Source organism: Chryseobacterium sp. S0630, assembly GCF_024158915.1.
In the GTDB taxonomy this organism is placed as follows: Bacteria; Bacteroidota; Bacteroidia; order Flavobacteriales; family Weeksellaceae; genus Chryseobacterium.
Map to the genome: position 1 here is coordinate 14,410 of NZ_JAMZGF010000046.1, position 17,832 is coordinate 32,241.

The following is a 17,832-nucleotide window of genomic DNA, read 5'->3' on the forward strand; positions in this document are numbered from 1 at the left end:
TTTTAACAGAACACAAAGCGGGTAATTTTGCATAAAAAAATATGAACGTACATCCGAAACGGTGGCAGGCACTTAATTTTTTGATTGCAGGTGCTTTTCTTTCACCACTGGATTATTTTATTGTCAATATGGCTCTGCCTTCCATCAAAAAAGCATTCAACACCAGTGATCATCAGCTTCAGATGGTTATAGCCATTTATGGACTCACTTATGCAGCACTTGTTGTTTGTGGCGGACGTCTGGGTGATATTTACGGTCGCAAAAAGATATTTATAGCAGGATTATATACTTTTCTGTTTTCATCTCTTGCCTGTGCATTTTCTCCGGATGTTACATGGTTAATTATTTTCAGACTTTTTCAGGGTATTGGTGCGTCATTGCTTGCTCCACAGGTATTGGCTTCCATAAAAGATCTTTTCAACAGTCAGGAACAACCTAAAGCGGTCAGTCTTTTCAGTTCGGTATTTGGTCTTGCTTCGGTGATCGGACAATTGTTTGGCGGAATTCTCTTAAGCATGCATTGGGGAAATTTTTCCTGGGAAATGGTATTTCTTGTGAATGTACCGATTACGGTGATCTGCATTCTCGGGATTCATTTTACGATGGATAACGGTAATAAGAAAGAGCAAACAGAGATAGATTTTGTGGGAGCTTTGTTATTAATCCTGTCATTACTCATGCTCATCTGCCCTCTTATTTTTGGTCAGAAATTCAGATGGGCATGGTGGATTTTCGGAATTCTTATTGCCGGAATTGTATTATTAATTTCATTTTTAAAATATGAAACTGTACAGCTTCAGAATAATCGCCCGATTCTTATAGATCCGGCTTTGTTGCAGCAGAAACCTTTTGCATTAAGTCTGCTGATTATTTTCTTTTATAATTTCACAGCAGGTTTGTTTATTTGCTATCCTTATTACCTTCAGGAGTTTCTTCATCAAAATTCAATGCAGACAGGATTTGCCATCATTCCTTATGGTCTTGCTTTTTTTCTGGCACCCTTAATTACTTCCAGAATACAACTGACAGCATCCAAAATGATATACTCAGGATTAGGCTTATTAATGACAGGTTTTCTGATGAGTGCGGTTACTTTTTATTTTCAGCAGAAACCCTCATTTGTCACTCATATTCCCCTATTTATTGCCGGATTTGGACATGGTACCATTATGCCTGTCATGATGCGGACAGCTATTTCTTTGGTTTCTAAGGATAAAGCTGGACAGGCTTCAGGATTGGTAAGTATTGGTATTCAGATTGGGAGTGTAACGGGAGGAGCTATTATTGGTACATTATTTTTTAATCTGATACCCGTTTTAGGATTCACGGAAGCATTTGCAACCGCTGTAGGAATGATAGGTATTTTTCAGGTGGCTGGGCTTTGGGCAGGAAACAGATTAAGGAAAATTATTAATTAAAGATCAGTTTAAATCAAAAAATATAATACATTTAACAATGAACAATACAGAAAAGATCATCTGGGAAATAGAAGAATTTCACCGGAATATCGAAAAATGGTTTCAGGGGAAAACCGAAAATCAGGAAAGTCTTTATCAAGAGTTATCAGCCGGATTTTCACAAGATTTTAAAATGATTAATGGAAACGGAGATACTGTTACCCTATCGATGCTTGGAGAATGGCTTCCCACCGTATTTGGGAAATTTCCGGAGCGAAGCATTCAGGTGGAAAATATTGAAATTAATCATTCTGGCAATCATGGACTTGCGACCTATATTGAAACACAAGTCACTGGAGAAATCATAACTAAAAGAAAATCATCAGCGGTCTTTCTGCTCGATAAGGAAAAAGCGCTATGGCTTCATCTTATAGAAAACTGGATATAAACAATAACAGCCCTGATCATCTAATAATGTTCAGGGCTGTCAATTTTTTGAGAAAGCTATTTTCCTATTCAGACCACGGGGAATGTAAAATACAGTCGCAGAAGTTTTTTCTTTCAAAATTCGGGATCATGAAGGCGCAGACATCTGCTTTTATATTTCCAAAAGTAGTTTCTGTTTTATGCTCAAAACCACCGAAAAATGTAGGAATAATCTTCTTCTTGAAATCATTTCTCGGAAAAGCTCTGATAATTTCTTCCCGATGTTCTGCACTCAGGTTTTCATATCCTTCTCCCATCACATCCAATCCCACTCCTGAATACATTAAAGCAACTTCATTTTCTTTATGCTCTGCAATTCCAATGGTGGTGTGAAGCGCAATGGTATCCCAAACGAGCTGAAGTTTATCCTGAGCTATCCCATGGCCTTTCAAAAAGTCTCTTGCCGCATTGGCTCCGTCTACCTCAAATCTCAGATCAGGGCTGCTGTAATGAGAAACAAGTCCAAGATCATGAAATACGGATGCTACATACAATAGTTCCGAGTCATGAGCTTTGTTTTCGCGCTTTGCATTTAATGATGAAAAAAGAAAAACACGCAGAGAGTGATTGTAGATAAACTCTGTGCCGTGTTCCAGGAGAAGTTCTGTGGCTTCGGCTGCAATTTTACTGTCCGGGATCATGATTCCCGCAACTTCTTTCATACGATGTACTGACATATCTTTATATAATTTTATCCAAAGATATTCTGATTACAAAGGCTTGAGAATAGCAATAAATACCGATGAGATGTCAAAATTTCAGTCGAAACTATATTCCGATATGAATAAACTTACTGCGATAATTTGCCGGAGATATTTCTGTATTTTTTTTAAAGAAGTGACTGAACTGTTCCGATGTACCGAAATGAAGCTGATAAGCAATCTCTTTTACAGAATGGGAACTGAACTGAAGAAGTCTTTTGGCTTCCGCGATAATCTGCCCGTTGATGATTTCTTTGGCACTTTTATCAGAACACCGCTTACACAATTCACTCAACCTTCTTGGCGTAATATTCAACAACTCCGAATAATCATTCACAGCATGAAGGCTGTGATACTGACTACTCAATAATTCCATAAACTTGCGGTAAATGATATAATCCTGGCTGTCAAAAGTTTCTTCTTTTACCATTTTTACATTCGCCAGCTTGATCATTATAATTTTCAGGTAGGCGGCCAGAACATCCATCTGGTTGGTATAAGATTCCGTTTTATACTCCGTTAGCAAGCTTTTAAATAAGCTTAAAAATTCATCTGTTTCGGTTTGATCCGGGATCAGTTTTTGATTGGCAGCAGCATTATTAAACAGAACAGCCTTGCAATTGCTGGCACTGGAAGGGACTCTTTCCCAGAAACAGTCTCCGAAGGAAATATGATAACCACAGACTTCAGAATCATTTTCAAATCTGCAGATCTGACCTTTTGAGAGTAAAAAAATTTCATGATCTGCAATATCAAAAGAATGCTCATCAATCGTCAGTACTCCTTTACCCTTTTCAATGATTACAATGTGATGATAATTAAGTCTCACAAAATCCACTAAATATGGCAGATCATATTCCAATCGTTTTACGGAAAAAGAATGGTCAATAACAGATTCTGGTACAATTCCTGAGACCGGTTTCATAAAAGGAAATTTTTAATAAAGATAAAAAGTATTTTGCAATGCAAGATTAGACAACGATCTTGTGTCATAACATGTCAAAAATCCCTTAAAAAGAAATTGATTATGATTTCCTGAAGACTTTCATCTGACCCGCCATAATCGCCAGTAAAATCCCAAAACAGGCAAAAAGACCATATGAATACCTGAGATCAAAACTTTCCGCAATATATCCGATAAGAGGCGGCCCCATCAGAAATCCTAAAAACGATATGCTGGAAACAAATGATAAAGCAATACTCGGAGCCACTGTACTCACCTTTCCTACTGTACTGTAAACGGAAGGCACACTCAGGGAACTTCCAAGGCCAATGATCATAAAAGCAATGATGCAGATCCACAGTTCCGGAAAGAAAACACTTAGGAAAAGACCACCGCTCATCAATAGGCCGCAACATTGCAGAACGATCTTTTTTCCATATTTTTCAATGATTTTATTCCCGACAAAACGACCTAAAGTCATCATTAAGATAAAACTTGTATATCCCAATATAACAAGGCTTTCAGGTGCTTTAACTATAGTTTGAAAATAAACCCCGCTCCAGTCGAACATCGCTCCTTCAATCGCCATACTCAGAAATCCTATAATTCCCAAACCAATCAATGTAGGATTCACTGCTTTAAAAATTGAACGGGTCTGCGGTTCTGCTTTATGAATAATATTGGTCAGATTTTTTGTACTGTAGAACCAAAGTATACCGACCAGAATGAAAATAATAACAAAATGATAAAAAGTTCCCACATGGAGATTAATCATTAACAAACCTATGACAGCTCCTGTAAGACCGGCAAAACACCAGGCACCGTGATATGAAGAAAGAAGGGTTCTTTTCGTGATAGATTCTATTTCAATCGCCTGTGTATTGATGGCAATATTGCACATGTTTCCGGAAACTCCAAAAAAGAAAAGTACCGCACCTAATGTCCAATAAGAAGGAGATAAACCAATCAATAAGAGAAAAAAGGGATACAGCATAAAGCATCTTTTAATAATTCCGCTGCTTCCGTAGATACTGATCAGTTTTCCAGCCAGAACCATCGTTGAAAGCTGTCCTATCGGCATCAGAAGCAAAAGTGTTCCCAATTGGGCTTCATTAATGGAAAGGGCCGTTTTTATAATAGGAATCCGGCTCGCCCAGGAAGAAAAAACAAGCCCATGGGCAAAGAAAAGTAAAAAACAGGCTGTTGGCATTTTGGCATTAAAAGATTCTCTCTCGTTCATTATAACAGGGTGATAAAAATTCCTTTTGCAAATTTAGACACGCAACTCCATTAAAATCTAGTTCATTTTTGTCATTTTTATGTTCCATTTTAACCAATAATAGAAATTCAGACCTTATCATGGTAAAAAATCACTTTATTTTTTGAACACAGATATTCATTTTTTTTTAATTTCGATGTATAAAAATGAACCATGAAAGAAAAATGGATTGCCTATCCGACTATTTTGGAAGGAGAAACCGTTGAATTAATTCCTCTTGAAAAACAGCATTTTGAAGAATTATATGCTGCGGCTGCAGATAAAGAACTCTGGAAACTGGTTCCTACAGACTGTTCAGACAAAACCTTGTTTGATAAAAACTATGAATGTGCATTATCTGAAAGAGAAACCGGAAATCAATATCCTTTTGTAATCCGTCACAAAGAAACCCGAAAGCTGATTGGATCCACACGCTTTTTTGAAATATATCCTGCAGACCGGAAACTGGAAATCGGATGGACCTGGATCATCAAAGAATTCTGGGGAACAGCCATCAACCTTGAATGCAAACTCCTTCTCCTAACCTTCTGTTTTGATATTCTGAAAACCAACAGGGTACAATTGAAAACAAAAGATGATAACTTCAGATCAAGAAAAGCCATCGAAAAAATCGGTGGTGTATTTGAAGGTATTTTACGTAAAGACAAAGTTCTCAGCGATGGCAGTACAAGAAATGCAGCTTATTACAGTATTTTGGATGATGAATGGGCCACTGCAAAATGTAAAATTGAAACTTTGATCAAAGAAAAGCAAAGTGTTGGCTAAAAAGCATACAATAAAAAACACCTGATATTTGAACCAGGTGTTTTTTATTTATTTAGTTGAAAGACTGTCTGTAACTCAACGGTGTTTTATCAGTTTTCTTTTTAAACAGCTTATTGAAGGACTGCGGATGTTCAAATCCAAGAGCATACGCTACTTCAGATACAGAAAAACCTGTGGTAGTAAGATATTCTTTCGCTTTCTCAATCAGTTTTTCATGAATATGCTGCTGGGCATTCAATCCCGTGAGATTCCGAAGCATGTCACTCAGATAATGAGGCGACAGATGGAGTGTAGAGGCCAGAAATTCTACTGTAGGAAGTCCTTTATTTAATGTTTCCTGCTGATTGAAATAGTTTTCCAGTACATCATCCATCTTGGTCAGCAAATCATTATTAACCGCCTTTCTGGTGATAAACTGTCTTTTATAAAAACGGTTGCTGTAATTGAGAAGAACATCAAGGTAAGACACAATAACGTCCTGGCTTACTTCATCAATAGCGGTATTCAGTTCATTTCCAATATTGTCAAGTAACCCTGTAATGGTTGTCTTTTCCTGATCAGACAAGTGCAGCGCTTCATTCGTATCATAAGAAAAGAAACCAAAGTTTCTGATATTCTTTGCCAAAGGATAACTTCTGATAAAATCAGGATGTACCAGCAAGGTGTATCCGCAATATTCAGCATTCTCATCAGTAGAAAGAACCTGTCCGGGTGCAGTGAACATCATTCCTCCCTCATTAAAATCATAATATCCCTGTCCATAGCCCATTTTTCCGTTGGTAGAAAATTTATAAGAGATTTTATAAAAATTCAGGATAAAACTTCGCTTCAGCATATCCTTTTTGATACTCATTTTCGTGTTATCCACAAGGCTTACCAAAGGATGAAGCGGTTTAGGGAGCTGCAGCATGCTGTGCAGTTCTGATATGGATGAAATTTTCAAAGGAGCATTATCTTTCTTTTCCATGATATAAAATTATAAATTATTTGGTGGAAAAGGCAGCATAAAGAAGATTTACTTTATACTACCTTTAAAAAAATCCGGATTAAAGGAACTGTTTTCCTAACTGGTCTCTGAATACTTCATCACCCAATTCTAGACGCTGAGCATACAAAGCTTTGGCATCTTCTCCGGCTACATATCTCAGATTTCTTTTGCCATCAGTAGCTGCTTCATATACTACTTCTGCAATTTGTTCAGGAGTAGAAGCCACTTCCATCATTCCTCCCATTTTGGAAAATAATGATCCTATCATTTCTTCGTAGGCAGGACTTGATGCAGAATCTAAAGAACGGCTTACAAAATCAGTCTTAATTCCTCCGGGAGAAACGGTTTTAATATCAATTCCAAACTGATTCAGCTCAAAAGCCATACTTTCGCTCCAGCCTTCCAACGCCCATTTTGTAGCATGGTAAATAGAATTTAATGGGAAAGCAATCAAACCACCAATGGAAGTAGTAGAAATAAACATTCCATTGTTTTTTTCTCTGAAATATGGGATGAAAGCCTGCGTTACACGGATAACTCCTAATAAATTGGTGTTTAGCTGTCTTGCAATCTGATCATCTTTTAACGCTTCCAATGGTCCCATAAGACCATACCCTGCATTATTAAAAACCACATCTACATCAGTGAGTTCCAGGGTTTGTTTTACGGTAGACTGTATTTGGTCAAAATTGGTTACATCAAGAGGAAGTACCGTTACGTTTTCCAAAGCGGCAAGATCAGCCGCTGCTTCAGGATTTCTCATCGTTGCGATTACTTTCCATCCTTTGTTTTGAAATAATTGGGCAGTTGCTTTTCCTAATCCTGTAGAAGCACCTGTTATAAAAATTGTTTTCATTTTTCTTGGTTTAAAATTACAGGACAAAGTTCAGCATTAGAAGAAACGCAGGAGTTGCCAAAATGGGGTAAGCTGTAGCCAAAACGGATTCTTCAATACATTTGTTTTTTGTAAGTTTGTCCCCATCTATTTTTATGGCAGAATATATTCTTGACAACATCAATATCAGTACACTTTCCGTATATGACCTGCTGAAACATACCTCAGACAGTGCATTTATCGGGATCAGGGATTTTCGTGAAATCTATCCCGTGGCTATTGAAAACAATACAGGAATATTTACAAAACAGTCTTCTTCATTCCAGGATTTTCCAGTGATTACCATCAGTAAAATAGGCAGCTCCTTGCTTTGTTCCTGTACCTGTGACCAAGAGAAAAACCAGCTTTGTGCTCATCAGGCAGAGATTATTCACTGCATTATTGAAGATAAAAATTATCGATTGTTTTTTGATGAAACGCTACGCAAAAAAATATTTCTCCCTAAAGCCAGAGGATATGGTCTGGAAAACGAGCCGGATCTGGATCAGTATTTTGAGCTTGAATACAAAGATGGCCAAATTGAAATATTGCCCAAAATCAAGGAAATGCTTCCTGTAGATGATGTAATGCTGACAAGAGATCTACTTCCTCAGCATCTTTCTAAACTGGATGAACTGGCAATACTGGAAACCGGGAAAAAGCAAATATTGGTTATCGGGAAACACCGTTATTACAATCATATGACCTTCTCTCTGATGGAGGCAGAAATAACGCAGACAGGAAAAATCAAAAATCCTGTCACTCCCATAGATTCCATGCAGCTGATATGGAAAGCAGAGAAACCGGCAGATATAAAATTTTATACTGCTATCACTTCTTTTCAGAATAATTATAATGAAGATTACAATCCGTCAGAACTGGAAGCTTTAAAGCTCATTGTACAGAATCCTCTGGAGCTTGAAGTCTATTATCATGACCGGGAAATCGCAGAAACCGTTTCCTCAAAGTCACTTTCTCTTATTGAATTAAATACTTTAGATGCGGAGATTCAATTATCTGTATTTAAGAAAGATCCATTTTTTGAAATAACCGGAGAATTGCTATTTAATGATATTGCTCTCCCATTTAAAAATGTTGTTCTCAGAAATGAATATTTCGTCTGTAACCGTAACGTTTTCAGCTTTGTATACGATCCGGACATGCTTAAAATCATCAGGTTCTTTAAGGCTAATAATGAAATTTTACTGGTTCATTCTTCGAAATATGAAGCTTTTATGCAGAATATCCTCTCCTCTATAGAAGAACGTATTCATATTAATTACAGCTACATACAGCCTGCAACAGAAGTACAACTTGAAGATAAAAATTATCAGACTGAAAAAGTCATTTATCTCCGTCAGCAGGAAAATTATATAGGAATTACTCCCGTTATGAAATACGGTGATGTAGAAGTTCCGGTCTATTCCAGAAAGCAGATTTTTGATACGGATCAGAATGGAAATCCGTTTAAAATAGAAAGAAATGAATCAGCTGAAGCCCGCTTTACTTCATTGGTGATGCAACAGCATCCTGATTTTGAAGAACAGATGGATGGCTATCAGTACTTTTATCTTCACAGAGATAAGTTCCTGGATAACAACTGGTTTCTTGAAGCATTTGAGACCTGGAGAAATGAAGGAATCATCATACTTGGCTTTAACGAATTAAAAAACAACAAATTAAACCCTCATCGCGCTAAAATCAATATTCAGATCACCAGCGGACTGGATTGGTTTAATGCTCAATTAAAAGTAGGATTCGGACCTAAAGAAGCTTCTTTAAAGCAACTTCACCGTGCCATTCGGAACAAGAGTAAATTCGTTCAGCTGGATGATGGCAGCATGGGAATTCTCCCTGAAGAATGGATGGAAAAAATATCCGCTTATTTTCGGGCAGGAGAAATTGATGAAGAACTTTTAAAAATTCCAAAAATTAATTTCACGGAGGTTACCTCACTGTTTGAAAAAGAAGTCCTGAGCCAGGAGATCCAGGAAGAACTTACCTCTTATACTACGAAGTTTTCAAAAGTAAAAGACATTCCGGTAACGGCTGTTCCTGCTGAACTGAATGCTGAACTGAGAGATTACCAGCATGACGGACTGAACTGGCTTAATTTCCTTGACAGCTTCAACTTCGGGGGATGTCTTGCAGATGATATGGGACTTGGGAAAACCATTCAGATCATTGCTTTTATCCTTTCACAGAGGGAAAAACGAGGCCACACCACCCATCTGATTGTGGTTCCTACTTCCCTGCTTTTCAACTGGCAGGAAGAGATAAGCAGATTTGCGCCTTCCATAAAAGTTCTGCTTCATTACGGTGCAGACCGACCGAAAACAACGGCTCATATGGCTGATTATGAAGTAGTCCTTACCACGTATGGGATGCTTCTTTCAGACATTAAATTTTTGAAAAATTTCAATTTCAATTATGCATTTCTGGATGAGTCACAGGTGATTAAAAATCCCAATTCTGAAAGATATAAAGCCGCAAGACTTCTTCAATCAAGAAACAGGATTGTACTGACCGGAACTCCTGTTGAAAACAGTACTTTTGATCTTTACAGCCAGCTTTCTTTTGCCTGCCCAGGATTGTTGGGAAGCAAACAGTATTTTAAAGATATTTATGCTATTCCTATTGATAAATTTGAGTACAGCAAGCGTGCCATAGAGCTTCAGCAAAAGATAAAGCCATTTATCCTCAGAAGAACAAAGAAACAGGTTGCCAAGGAACTTCCGGAGAAAACAGAAACAGTGATCTACTGTGAAATGAATACGGAACAGCGCAAGATCTACGATGCTTATGAAAAAGAACTTCGTGAGTTTATTGCCGCTAATGATGACGATGATCTGAATAAAAACAGCATGCACGTTCTTACAGGCCTTACAAGGCTCAGACAGATCTGCAATTCCCCTGTTCTGATGAAAGAGGGATATTCCGGTGAAAATGCCGTTAAAATCGAAATTCTGATGGAACAGATCCTTGGGAAGTCAAAAGATCATAAAATCCTTGTTTTCTCGCAATTTGTAGGAATGCTTGATTTGATAAAGGCAGAGCTGGAACGCCACAACATTCAGTTTGAGTATTTAACGGGTCAAACGAAAAACAGAGGGGAAAAAGTAGCTCATTTTCAGAACAATGAAGATATCCGTGTGTTTCTGATCAGCTTAAAGGCCGGAGGTGTAGGTCTCAATCTTACCCAGGCAGATTATATTTATCTTGTAGATCCATGGTGGAATCCCGCCGCTGAAAACCAGGCTATTGACCGCAGCTACCGTATAGGACAGACCAAAAATGTAATTGCTGTACGGATGATCTGCTCCAATACTGTGGAAGAAAAAATTCTTACGCTTCAGAAAAAGAAAAAACAGCTGGCCCAGAATCTGTTGACCACCGATGGAAAAAAGCTTCAGGGACTTTCTAAGCAGGATCTGATGGATTTGCTGGGAGCCGGATCGTAAAAGATATTGTTCCTATTTCCGAACATTATATTCTACAACTTCATCTCATACATTTTAGCATCCAGCTCTTTCCAATTGAAAATATGTTTAGATAATTCTGCCCAAAATTCTTTTGAATGGCTTTTTACTTTGGTATGAACAAGCTCATGAACTACCAAATATTCTATTAATGAAAATGGAAGTTTAACTGCATGAAAATTTATTATTATGGTATTCGACGGTGTACAGCTTCCCCATCGTTTTTCAAGCTTCATAAACTTGACATTTTTGTATTGTAACCCTATCGTTCTGGATTTCTTTCTTAAAATAGGTTCTATTTTTTCCTGTGCTTTTAATCTGTAGTAGTTTTCAACTGCCTGGCGTAAATTTTCTTGAGTATTCAAGTGATCCGGCAATGTAATCTTGAATTTAGATTCTGTAAAATCAATTCTAATCTGATGACTTTCATTTTCAATAATGATCTCAACATAATACTTTCTTCCCAGATATTGAATTCTGGAACCAGTAACAATTTCACCTTCATTAATGGAGCTTACCAAATCTAATTTATCTAAAATCCATTTGGCTTTTCTTAGTATTAATTTATCAGCTTGCTCAATTGAAATGGCTTTACCTTTGAGCGTAACACCAACGTCTTTTTCTACGCTAATATAATGCGATTGAAGACCATCTTTTTCCATGATTGAATACTCAATGGTTTTATTTCCATATTGTACACTATACATCTTTATTCTTCTTTAAAACATCAACCATTTCTTTTGCTTTAGCCTTAGCTTCTGACCGCTCCAACTTAGTACTCAAAAATCGTATTATCTTATTTTCAATATCTTTTTGAACCTGACCTTTACTCTCCCATGATACAATACTCAGCTCGCCGCTGATAAGATCAAACAATGTTTTGGTTGCATCGTCTGCAGTACCATCAAAAAGCGTTTTCATCGAGTTATAAACAGCCCGTTCCCGTTCTGTCACAAAACCTTTTTGCTCACCTTCTTTTTGCTCGTTGATAATTTCATCTTGAATTGTGGTGTAAGCCAGAAGTAATTGAGCTTCATCAATTCGCTGGGCTTCTTTTTGCTTCAACAGTTCATCTAGCCTTTGAGCCAATGGCTTGTAAAAATCAGGATTCTTATCTAATCCAACTTTAATAACGTGTTTCAAGTTATTTCGCATCTTTAATTCCTTGGTTGCCGGTGATGCGTTCATGATTTCCTCCTTAAATTTATTTTTGTCTATGATCGAAATTGGTTCAGATAATAAACTATGAACTCCGTTTGATTTTAGATGTTCGTCAATCATCATTTGGAGCATTTTACTTTCGTCCTTACTGATTTTCAATTCATCATCATCAGGAAACGTATTTTTAGCTCTTATTTTAATTTCATTAAATAACTTAAAGTCACTTTGATACTTCAAAGCTTTGGTATTTGGCAAGACAATATTGATTGATTTGTTAAAGTCTTTCAATAAAGATTTGAAATCGTCCCGTATATTGATGGGCTCAATATAACGTACTGCTAAATCAATATAGTCTTCTCTTTCGTATTTTCTATCAATTTTCAATGGTTTAAAGAAATCAACTAATTTGGTATGATTCATTTCTAACTTTGGAAATTCTTCATTGATATTCTTCAAAATATCATCAGGTCTTATGTCACCAGAAAAGATTTCTAACGCTTGAATTAAATATGCCGTGATTCCGTTATAATCTACAATAAAACCTGCATTTTTCCCCTTTCTGGAACGGTTTACTCTGGCAATGGCTTGAAGAAGGTTGTGTTCCTTCAAAGGTTTATCCAAATACAAACAGGATGCAATAGGAGCATCCCAACCTGTCAGCAACATATCTGAAACGATCATAATCGCTGTATTATCAAATTTTTTATTGCCAGATTTTTCGGTTTCTTCTTCGTTTCCAAAAGGGAGTTTAAAATCCTCCGTAGCATTTTTGATGTTTTCGGGCGGTACAACGTATATTGGTTTTTTATGAGCAGGATTATTCCTGTTCCATTCTAAGGTTTCATAGTAATCTTTAGCAATGGCATCCGTTTTTGGTGAACTCATACTGACTACTACTTTGGACTCAAAACTATGATAGCCTTCTTCTTTGAGTCTGTGTAAGGTTTGCTGGTATTTAATGGCTGATTCTCTTCCGCTACATACTAACATGGCTTTATGACCGTCTGGAAAAATTTTATCCCTGAAATGGTCAATTAAATGTCTGGAAATATCATCAATCCGTTCTGCTGATAATTGGTATTTTTTAAGAGCTTCTCGTTTTAGTTTATCCTTTTTTTCTTCAGATGCATCAGCAAATTTTGCCTCAAATTCTTCATCAATAGCTTCTTTTTTAACATCCAACTTGCAGATTCCTTCATCATACAATAACTCAACAGTAGCTCCATCAGCAACAGATTCTGTAATGGTATAAACATCAATATATTCTCCTCCATAGAATTCTCCTAAAGTCGATTTGTCTTCTTTAGAGATTGGAGTTCCTGTAAAGGCTATAAACTTAGCGTTGGGCAATACCGTTCTCATGAAGGAAGCTAAAAAACCATAGTGACTACGGTGGGCTTCATCTACTAAAATATAAAGATTTTCTTTTCTGGAAAGCTCTTCTAATTCTATTTCAACACGGTCAATTTCTATCCATTTCCCCTTTTGCAGCTCTTTGGTGATCTTGACAAGCGTTTTGTCTTTTATATGTTTTTCAATGATCAAATTACCCCGCTCTTCTAGCTCGGTTTGGTCGGTAGAGTCTGTTGCTTCTTTATCCGTTTCCTGAAATTTTTGTATTGTGGTTGTAATTATTCCTCCGTAATCATTACGCAGTAACTTATCTAAATGCACTACCGAGGAAGCTTGATTTACATTCTTGAATCCTACGTTTTGCAATGTCTTAGTGATTTGTAGATCCAAATCCTTTCTATCAGTCATTATCATCACCGTTGGATTATCAAAGCCATATTCCGGGGCCTGTAATTTTCGGGCAACATAAGCCATCGTTAAAGATTTACCAGAACCTTGCGTGTGCCAAACGACACCACCTTCTCCAGCTTGCAGGCGTTCTATTGTTTTATTAGTGGCTCTTATTTGTTGGTATCGTGGTAGTTTTTTTATGGTAATCCCATTCTCCAATTCAAATAAAACAAAATGACGGATAATCTCCAACACGCGTTCTTTCTTGAAAAGGGCGATGAGCAGTTTATCTTGTTCTGTTTTGGCAAGAGCCAAAATATCAGCATCCTCTTTATTGGTCTTAAAAACAGAATAAAACTGTTGCGGCGAATTGATCGCTCCATATCTCCCTCCAACTTTCCAAATCCCTGCACATATCTGGTTGAAATGAAACAGCTTCTCTGAGTTTTCCTGGTAATATTTTAAATCTCCGTAAGCAGAGTCCCAAGCAGTTGAAGATCTTGGAGATTTACATTCTATGATCCCAATAGGCAAACCATTGATGTAAATAACCAAATCCGGAATAGAGTGCCGAAACCTTCCGTGGTATTTCATTTGACTCACCACCAAAAAGTCATTGTTCTCTATATTTTCATAATCGATGAAATGTACTGCATGAAATCCTTCTACGCCATCAATAATTTGTTTGACGGTATAAGTTCCGCCTCTAATCAGTTCCCAGACCTTCTGGTTAATCTCCATTAATGAAGTTCCCGTAACCGTTGTAATGAGCGTATAGGCTTTATTAAGATTATTATCATTTATCCAGGGATTGATGCGTTTAATAGCGTCTAATAATCTTTTTTTTAGAATTACCTCGGTGATATCATTGCGTTCCTGATGCTGTTCTCCATCAAAATAATGGTAGCCCATTTCTTGCAACAATGCTATGGCTGGCAACTCGCTGTAAATATACTCCGGTCTGTTAATCATAAATCTTTTATTATTTACATTCTACAATTTTCCTGAAACTAAAAAAGGTCTAATGCTAAACTTTTACTCTAATTTTACCTGTTAACAACTGTTGCATCAAGCCTTGTTTGAGTTCTTGGTAGTGGGTTTTCTTTTCGGATAATATTTCTAGTTTATCATCTACAGAACCTAATATTCTTGAAATTTTAATTTGTTCGCTTATGCTACTTGGAAAAGGTATTCTAAACTTTCTAAGACTTCCTACTAATACATTTGGTTGACTTGTTGTTGCATTAAATCTTTTAATTTCATTTTTGCACATCGGGCTAATTAAATATTGCATCAAAAAATAAGAGTCTAAATTATCATTGGGAGTTATCTTAGCAATGTTCTGGTTAATGTGATATTTATCATTTTCTTCAATGACAATTGCATTTCCAATTGTTCCAACGCAAGGAAAAACCACATTGCCTTTGAATAATCTCGACCTAATAAGCTTTTGAGATAATTCTTCAGAAATCTTAATCACATTGTGAAGTAGTAGCTTGTTTTTTCCAATATTATAACCTCTCAAAGCAGTTATTTCACCATCAATCGATTCTTCCCAATACTCAGAATATTCATACCCTGCTAATCTTGTGGTTGAACTAATTTCATCAAGTTCGACCACCTCCCAACTCTCAGGAATCATCCCTAAAGTAGAATCCTTAAACTCAGTGTGCCCAATGCCTTTGGTTAACAAACGTTGCATTAAGCCTTTTTTGAGTTCTTGGGTTTGGATAATTTGTTGGTCTATGACCTCAATTTTTTCATCTACGGTGCTTAATATTTCGGCTATTTTTTGTTGTTCTTGGACGGAATTTGGTACATATAAACAGATTTGTTTTAATTCATTTAAACCAATTCTTGCTCTAGTTGTACCTGTGCTTTTGGACTCAGCTTCGTCTCTGAAATATTTTGAATTTAAGGATTGAAAAACAAACTCATTGTCAAATTTATGAGTATCGACTGAAAGACGAATTCCATCAGAACACATCAAATATCTTTCATCTGTCGAAGGAACTTTACAGCACCTTGCAACTGGTGCCATTTTAGCAAGAATTATTTCGCCCGGATATATATTACATGAAATAAGCTCGTCTGCTTTTTGTTCTGACGTATAAACTATACCCTTATCAATGAATTTTCCTTCTCCAATATTTTGAAGTTGTAAAATTTTAATACCAGATTCTGTGTAATGTTCTGATTTTAAATCAGACCCAAATGGACCTCCAGTAAATCCATATCGATCCTTTTTATTTCTTAATTCATATAAAGGAATCCTACTCCAAGTATCTGGAATATCCTTTTGAAATGAAATTTTATTAAATTTAATCATACTCCCAACTCTTTTAAAAATCCAGCCAATCTTTTATCAATTTCCTTTTCACGTTGTTCCAATTCATCCAGCTTGATATGTACCGCTTTAATATCCACTTCAATTTCTGCTTCTGAGGTGTCAATAAAGCGAGAAATGTTCAGATTATAATCATTTTCAGCTAATTCTGAAATAGTTATAATACGCATGTATTTTTCTACATCAGTTGCGCCATCGTATGCATTTACTATTTTAGTAATATGTTCTGGTAATAATTCGTTTTGGTTTTTACCTTCTTTATAATCACTGCTGGCATCAATAATGGTTATTTTTCCTTTTTGCGCTTCGGTTTTATTTTTATTAATAATCCAGATAGAAGCTGGTATTCCTGTGTTGTAGAACAATGCGCTTGGTAACCCTACAATTCCTTCTACCAAATCGGCTTCAAGTAATGCTTTACGAATAGTTCCTTCGGTTCCGCTTCTAAACAAAGTACCGTGTGGTAAAACAACACCCGCTTTTCCGTCTTGTTTTAAAACCGCTATCATGTGTTGTAAAAAAGCTAAATCAGCATAACCTCTTGGTGGTATTCCAAATTGGAAACGTCCGTATGGGTCTGTTACTACTTTGGCATAATTTGGGGTTACTTTTTTCTCTTTACCATTCTTATCCAATTTTACCTCAATCGAGTTTTCAGCCGGAGTCCACCACCCATCCATCGAGAACGGAGGATTCGCAATCACGCGGTCAAATAAATCCAACTCATTATTTTCATTCTTGTGCTGCGGGGTGATTAAGGTATCTCCTTTTCGAATATCAGTATCCATAAAATTATGAAGCAGCATATTCAATTTACCAATAGCCCATGTACCCAAATTTTTCTCTTGCCCATACAAAGATACGTTGATATTGTTCAATATTTTTCCATTGGGTTGTTCGGCAATATAACGGGCTGATTCAATCAACATACCCCCTGAGCCACAAGTAGGGTCGTAAATTTTTTGTTTGGGTTCCGGTTTTATAAGTTGTACAATCAATTGCACCACACCACGGGGTGTATAGAATTCCCCTCCCTTTTTACCTGCATCATCAGCAAACATTTTAATCAAATACTCATAAGCATCGCCTAATAAATCATTTGATTCCAGGTTAGAATTTCTAAGCGAATACTGATTAAAGTGCCTTAAAAGACGTTGTAATAATTCGTCAGATAACTTTTCTTTATCACCAAATTTGGTGGCAGTCATTACACCTTCCAGAGAAGTATTTTCACGCTCAATCCCTGCAAAAGCTTTATCTAAAGCAATACCAATATTCTCTGTTTCTTTTTTGATGGTTTCCCAACGAGATTCGATTGGTATTTGGAAATACGTTCCATCTTCTGCGTCCTCACGAGAAGCACCGTCACGAGTCATAATGTTTTCAACCTCTTCTTCAAATACATCATTGGAACGTTTTAAGAATAATAACCCAAAAATGTAATTTTTAAAATCTGAAGAGTCAATGCTTCCTCTCAATATATTTGCGGAATCCCAAAGCCAGCTTTCTAAAGTGCTTAAAGATAATTTATTATCAGTCATTACGGTATTTATCCTTTTATTTGAAGTGTAAATATAGCACAAAACAGAGGATCTTGGAAGGTTTTTATAAATTCTAAAGCAAAAATAAATCCATTATAAAAAAGTCATTTTAAAGAACTAAAGCCTTG

13 protein-coding genes are annotated in these 17,832 nt (G+C 36.5%); 4 read left to right on the forward strand and 9 right to left on the reverse strand.

Annotated features, from left to right (window positions below):
* Positions 1–41 precede the first annotated feature (41 nt).
* Complete coding sequence (locus NK356_RS17625) at positions 42–1,418, forward strand: MFS transporter (RefSeq protein WP_253317599.1); 1,377 nt, start codon at positions 42–44, stop codon at positions 1,416–1,418.
* A gap of 37 nt (positions 1,419–1,455) precedes the next feature.
* Positions 1,456–1,845 (forward strand): hypothetical protein, encoded by a 390-nt coding sequence (locus NK356_RS17630; protein ID WP_253317600.1) that lies wholly within the window; start codon positions 1,456–1,458, stop codon positions 1,843–1,845.
* Between the two features lie 64 nt (positions 1,846–1,909).
* Here the strand turns inward: NK356_RS17630 and NK356_RS17635 are convergent, their stop codons facing one another.
* From NK356_RS17635 to NK356_RS17645, 3 genes are all read right to left on the reverse strand, one after another.
* Complete coding sequence (locus tag NK356_RS17635; protein WP_253317601.1) at positions 1,910–2,560, reverse strand: HD domain-containing protein; 651 nt, start codon at positions 2,558–2,560, stop codon at positions 1,910–1,912.
* A 91-nt stretch (positions 2,561–2,651) separates the two neighbouring features.
* Positions 2,652–3,509, reverse strand: coding sequence for a helix-turn-helix transcriptional regulator (locus tag NK356_RS17640; protein ID WP_034696680.1), 858 nt, complete (start codon positions 3,507–3,509; stop codon positions 2,652–2,654).
* A 100-nt stretch (positions 3,510–3,609) separates the two neighbouring features.
* Complete coding sequence (locus NK356_RS17645; protein WP_051934379.1) at positions 3,610–4,767, reverse strand: MFS transporter; 1,158 nt, start codon at positions 4,765–4,767, stop codon at positions 3,610–3,612.
* A gap of 192 nt (positions 4,768–4,959) precedes the next feature.
* On the opposite strand from NK356_RS17645, the gene NK356_RS17650 reads away from it, so the two are divergent.
* Positions 4,960–5,571: a GNAT family N-acetyltransferase gene (locus NK356_RS17650; protein ID WP_253317602.1), complete on the forward strand. Its 612-nt coding sequence runs from the start codon at positions 4,960–4,962 to the stop codon at positions 5,569–5,571.
* A gap of 52 nt (positions 5,572–5,623) precedes the next feature.
* Here NK356_RS17650 and NK356_RS17655 read toward each other — a convergent pair whose 3' ends face one another.
* Positions 5,624–6,538, reverse strand: a complete 915-nt coding sequence (locus NK356_RS17655) for an AraC family transcriptional regulator (protein WP_253317603.1) — start codon at positions 6,536–6,538, stop codon at positions 5,624–5,626.
* Between the two features lie 79 nt (positions 6,539–6,617).
* Positions 6,618–7,415 carry an SDR family oxidoreductase gene (locus NK356_RS17660; RefSeq protein WP_034696685.1) on the reverse strand — a complete coding sequence of 266 codons (798 nt, stop codon included), beginning with the start codon at positions 7,413–7,415 and terminating at the stop codon, positions 6,618–6,620.
* A 134-nt stretch (positions 7,416–7,549) separates the two neighbouring features.
* Here NK356_RS17660 and NK356_RS17665 point away from each other — a divergent pair, with 134 nt between their 5' ends.
* Positions 7,550–10,894 carry a DEAD/DEAH box helicase gene (locus tag NK356_RS17665; protein ID WP_253317604.1) on the forward strand — a complete coding sequence of 1,115 codons (3,345 nt, stop codon included), beginning with the start codon at positions 7,550–7,552 and terminating at the stop codon, positions 10,892–10,894.
* 32 nt (positions 10,895–10,926) lie between these two features.
* On the opposite strand, the gene NK356_RS17670 is transcribed toward NK356_RS17665, so the two are convergent.
* The 4 genes from NK356_RS17670 to NK356_RS17685 are packed head-to-tail and all read right to left on the reverse strand — an operon-like array spanning position 10,927 to position 17,704.
* On the reverse strand, positions 10,927–11,574 hold the full coding sequence (locus NK356_RS17670) for a M48 family metallopeptidase (protein ID WP_253317605.1): 648 nt from the start codon (positions 11,572–11,574) through the stop codon (positions 10,927–10,929).
* A 37-nt stretch (positions 11,575–11,611) separates the two neighbouring features.
* Complete coding sequence (locus tag NK356_RS17675; RefSeq protein WP_253317606.1) at positions 11,612–14,788, reverse strand: type I restriction endonuclease subunit R; 3,177 nt, start codon at positions 14,786–14,788, stop codon at positions 11,612–11,614.
* 55 nt (positions 14,789–14,843) lie between these two features.
* Positions 14,844–16,145, reverse strand: coding sequence for a restriction endonuclease subunit S (locus NK356_RS17680; protein ID WP_253317607.1), 1,302 nt, complete (start codon positions 16,143–16,145; stop codon positions 14,844–14,846).
* Positions 16,142–17,704, reverse strand: a complete 1,563-nt coding sequence (locus NK356_RS17685) for a class I SAM-dependent DNA methyltransferase (RefSeq protein WP_253317608.1) — start codon at positions 17,702–17,704, stop codon at positions 16,142–16,144. Before NK356_RS17685 ends, NK356_RS17680 begins: the two co-directional genes overlap by 4 nt.
* Positions 17,705–17,832: the final 128 nt, after the last annotated feature.

Excerpts from the sequence above, each read along its gene's own strand:
- NK356_RS17625 (WP_253317599.1), top strand. The coding sequence starts at position 42 with ATGAACGTACATCCGAAACGGTGGCAGGCACTTAATTTTTTGATTGCA.
- NK356_RS17630 (WP_253317600.1), top strand. The coding sequence starts at position 1,456 with ATGAACAATACAGAAAAGATCATCTGGGAAATAGAAGAATTTCACCGG.
- NK356_RS17635 (WP_253317601.1), bottom strand. The coding sequence starts at position 2,560 with ATGTCAGTACATCGTATGAAAGAAGTTGCGGGAATCATGATCCCGGAC.
- NK356_RS17640 (WP_034696680.1), bottom strand. The coding sequence starts at position 3,509 with ATGAAACCGGTCTCAGGAATTGTACCAGAATCTGTTATTGACCATTCT.
- NK356_RS17645 (WP_051934379.1), bottom strand. The coding sequence starts at position 4,767 with ATGAACGAGAGAGAATCTTTTAATGCCAAAATGCCAACAGCCTGTTTT.
- NK356_RS17650 (WP_253317602.1), top strand. The coding sequence starts at position 4,960 with ATGAAAGAAAAATGGATTGCCTATCCGACTATTTTGGAAGGAGAAACC.
- NK356_RS17655 (WP_253317603.1), bottom strand. The coding sequence starts at position 6,538 with ATGGAAAAGAAAGATAATGCTCCTTTGAAAATTTCATCCATATCAGAA.
- NK356_RS17660 (WP_034696685.1), bottom strand. The coding sequence starts at position 7,415 with ATGAAAACAATTTTTATAACAGGTGCTTCTACAGGATTAGGAAAAGCA.
- NK356_RS17665 (WP_253317604.1), top strand. The coding sequence starts at position 7,550 with ATGGCAGAATATATTCTTGACAACATCAATATCAGTACACTTTCCGTA.
- NK356_RS17670 (WP_253317605.1), bottom strand. The coding sequence starts at position 11,574 with ATGGAAAAAGATGGTCTTCAATCGCATTATATTAGCGTAGAAAAAGAC.
- NK356_RS17675 (WP_253317606.1), bottom strand. The coding sequence starts at position 14,788 with ATGATTAACAGACCGGAGTATATTTACAGCGAGTTGCCAGCCATAGCA.
- NK356_RS17680 (WP_253317607.1), bottom strand. The coding sequence starts at position 16,145 with ATGATTAAATTTAATAAAATTTCATTTCAAAAGGATATTCCAGATACT.
- NK356_RS17685 (WP_253317608.1), bottom strand. The coding sequence starts at position 17,704 with ATGACTGATAATAAATTATCTTTAAGCACTTTAGAAAGCTGGCTTTGG.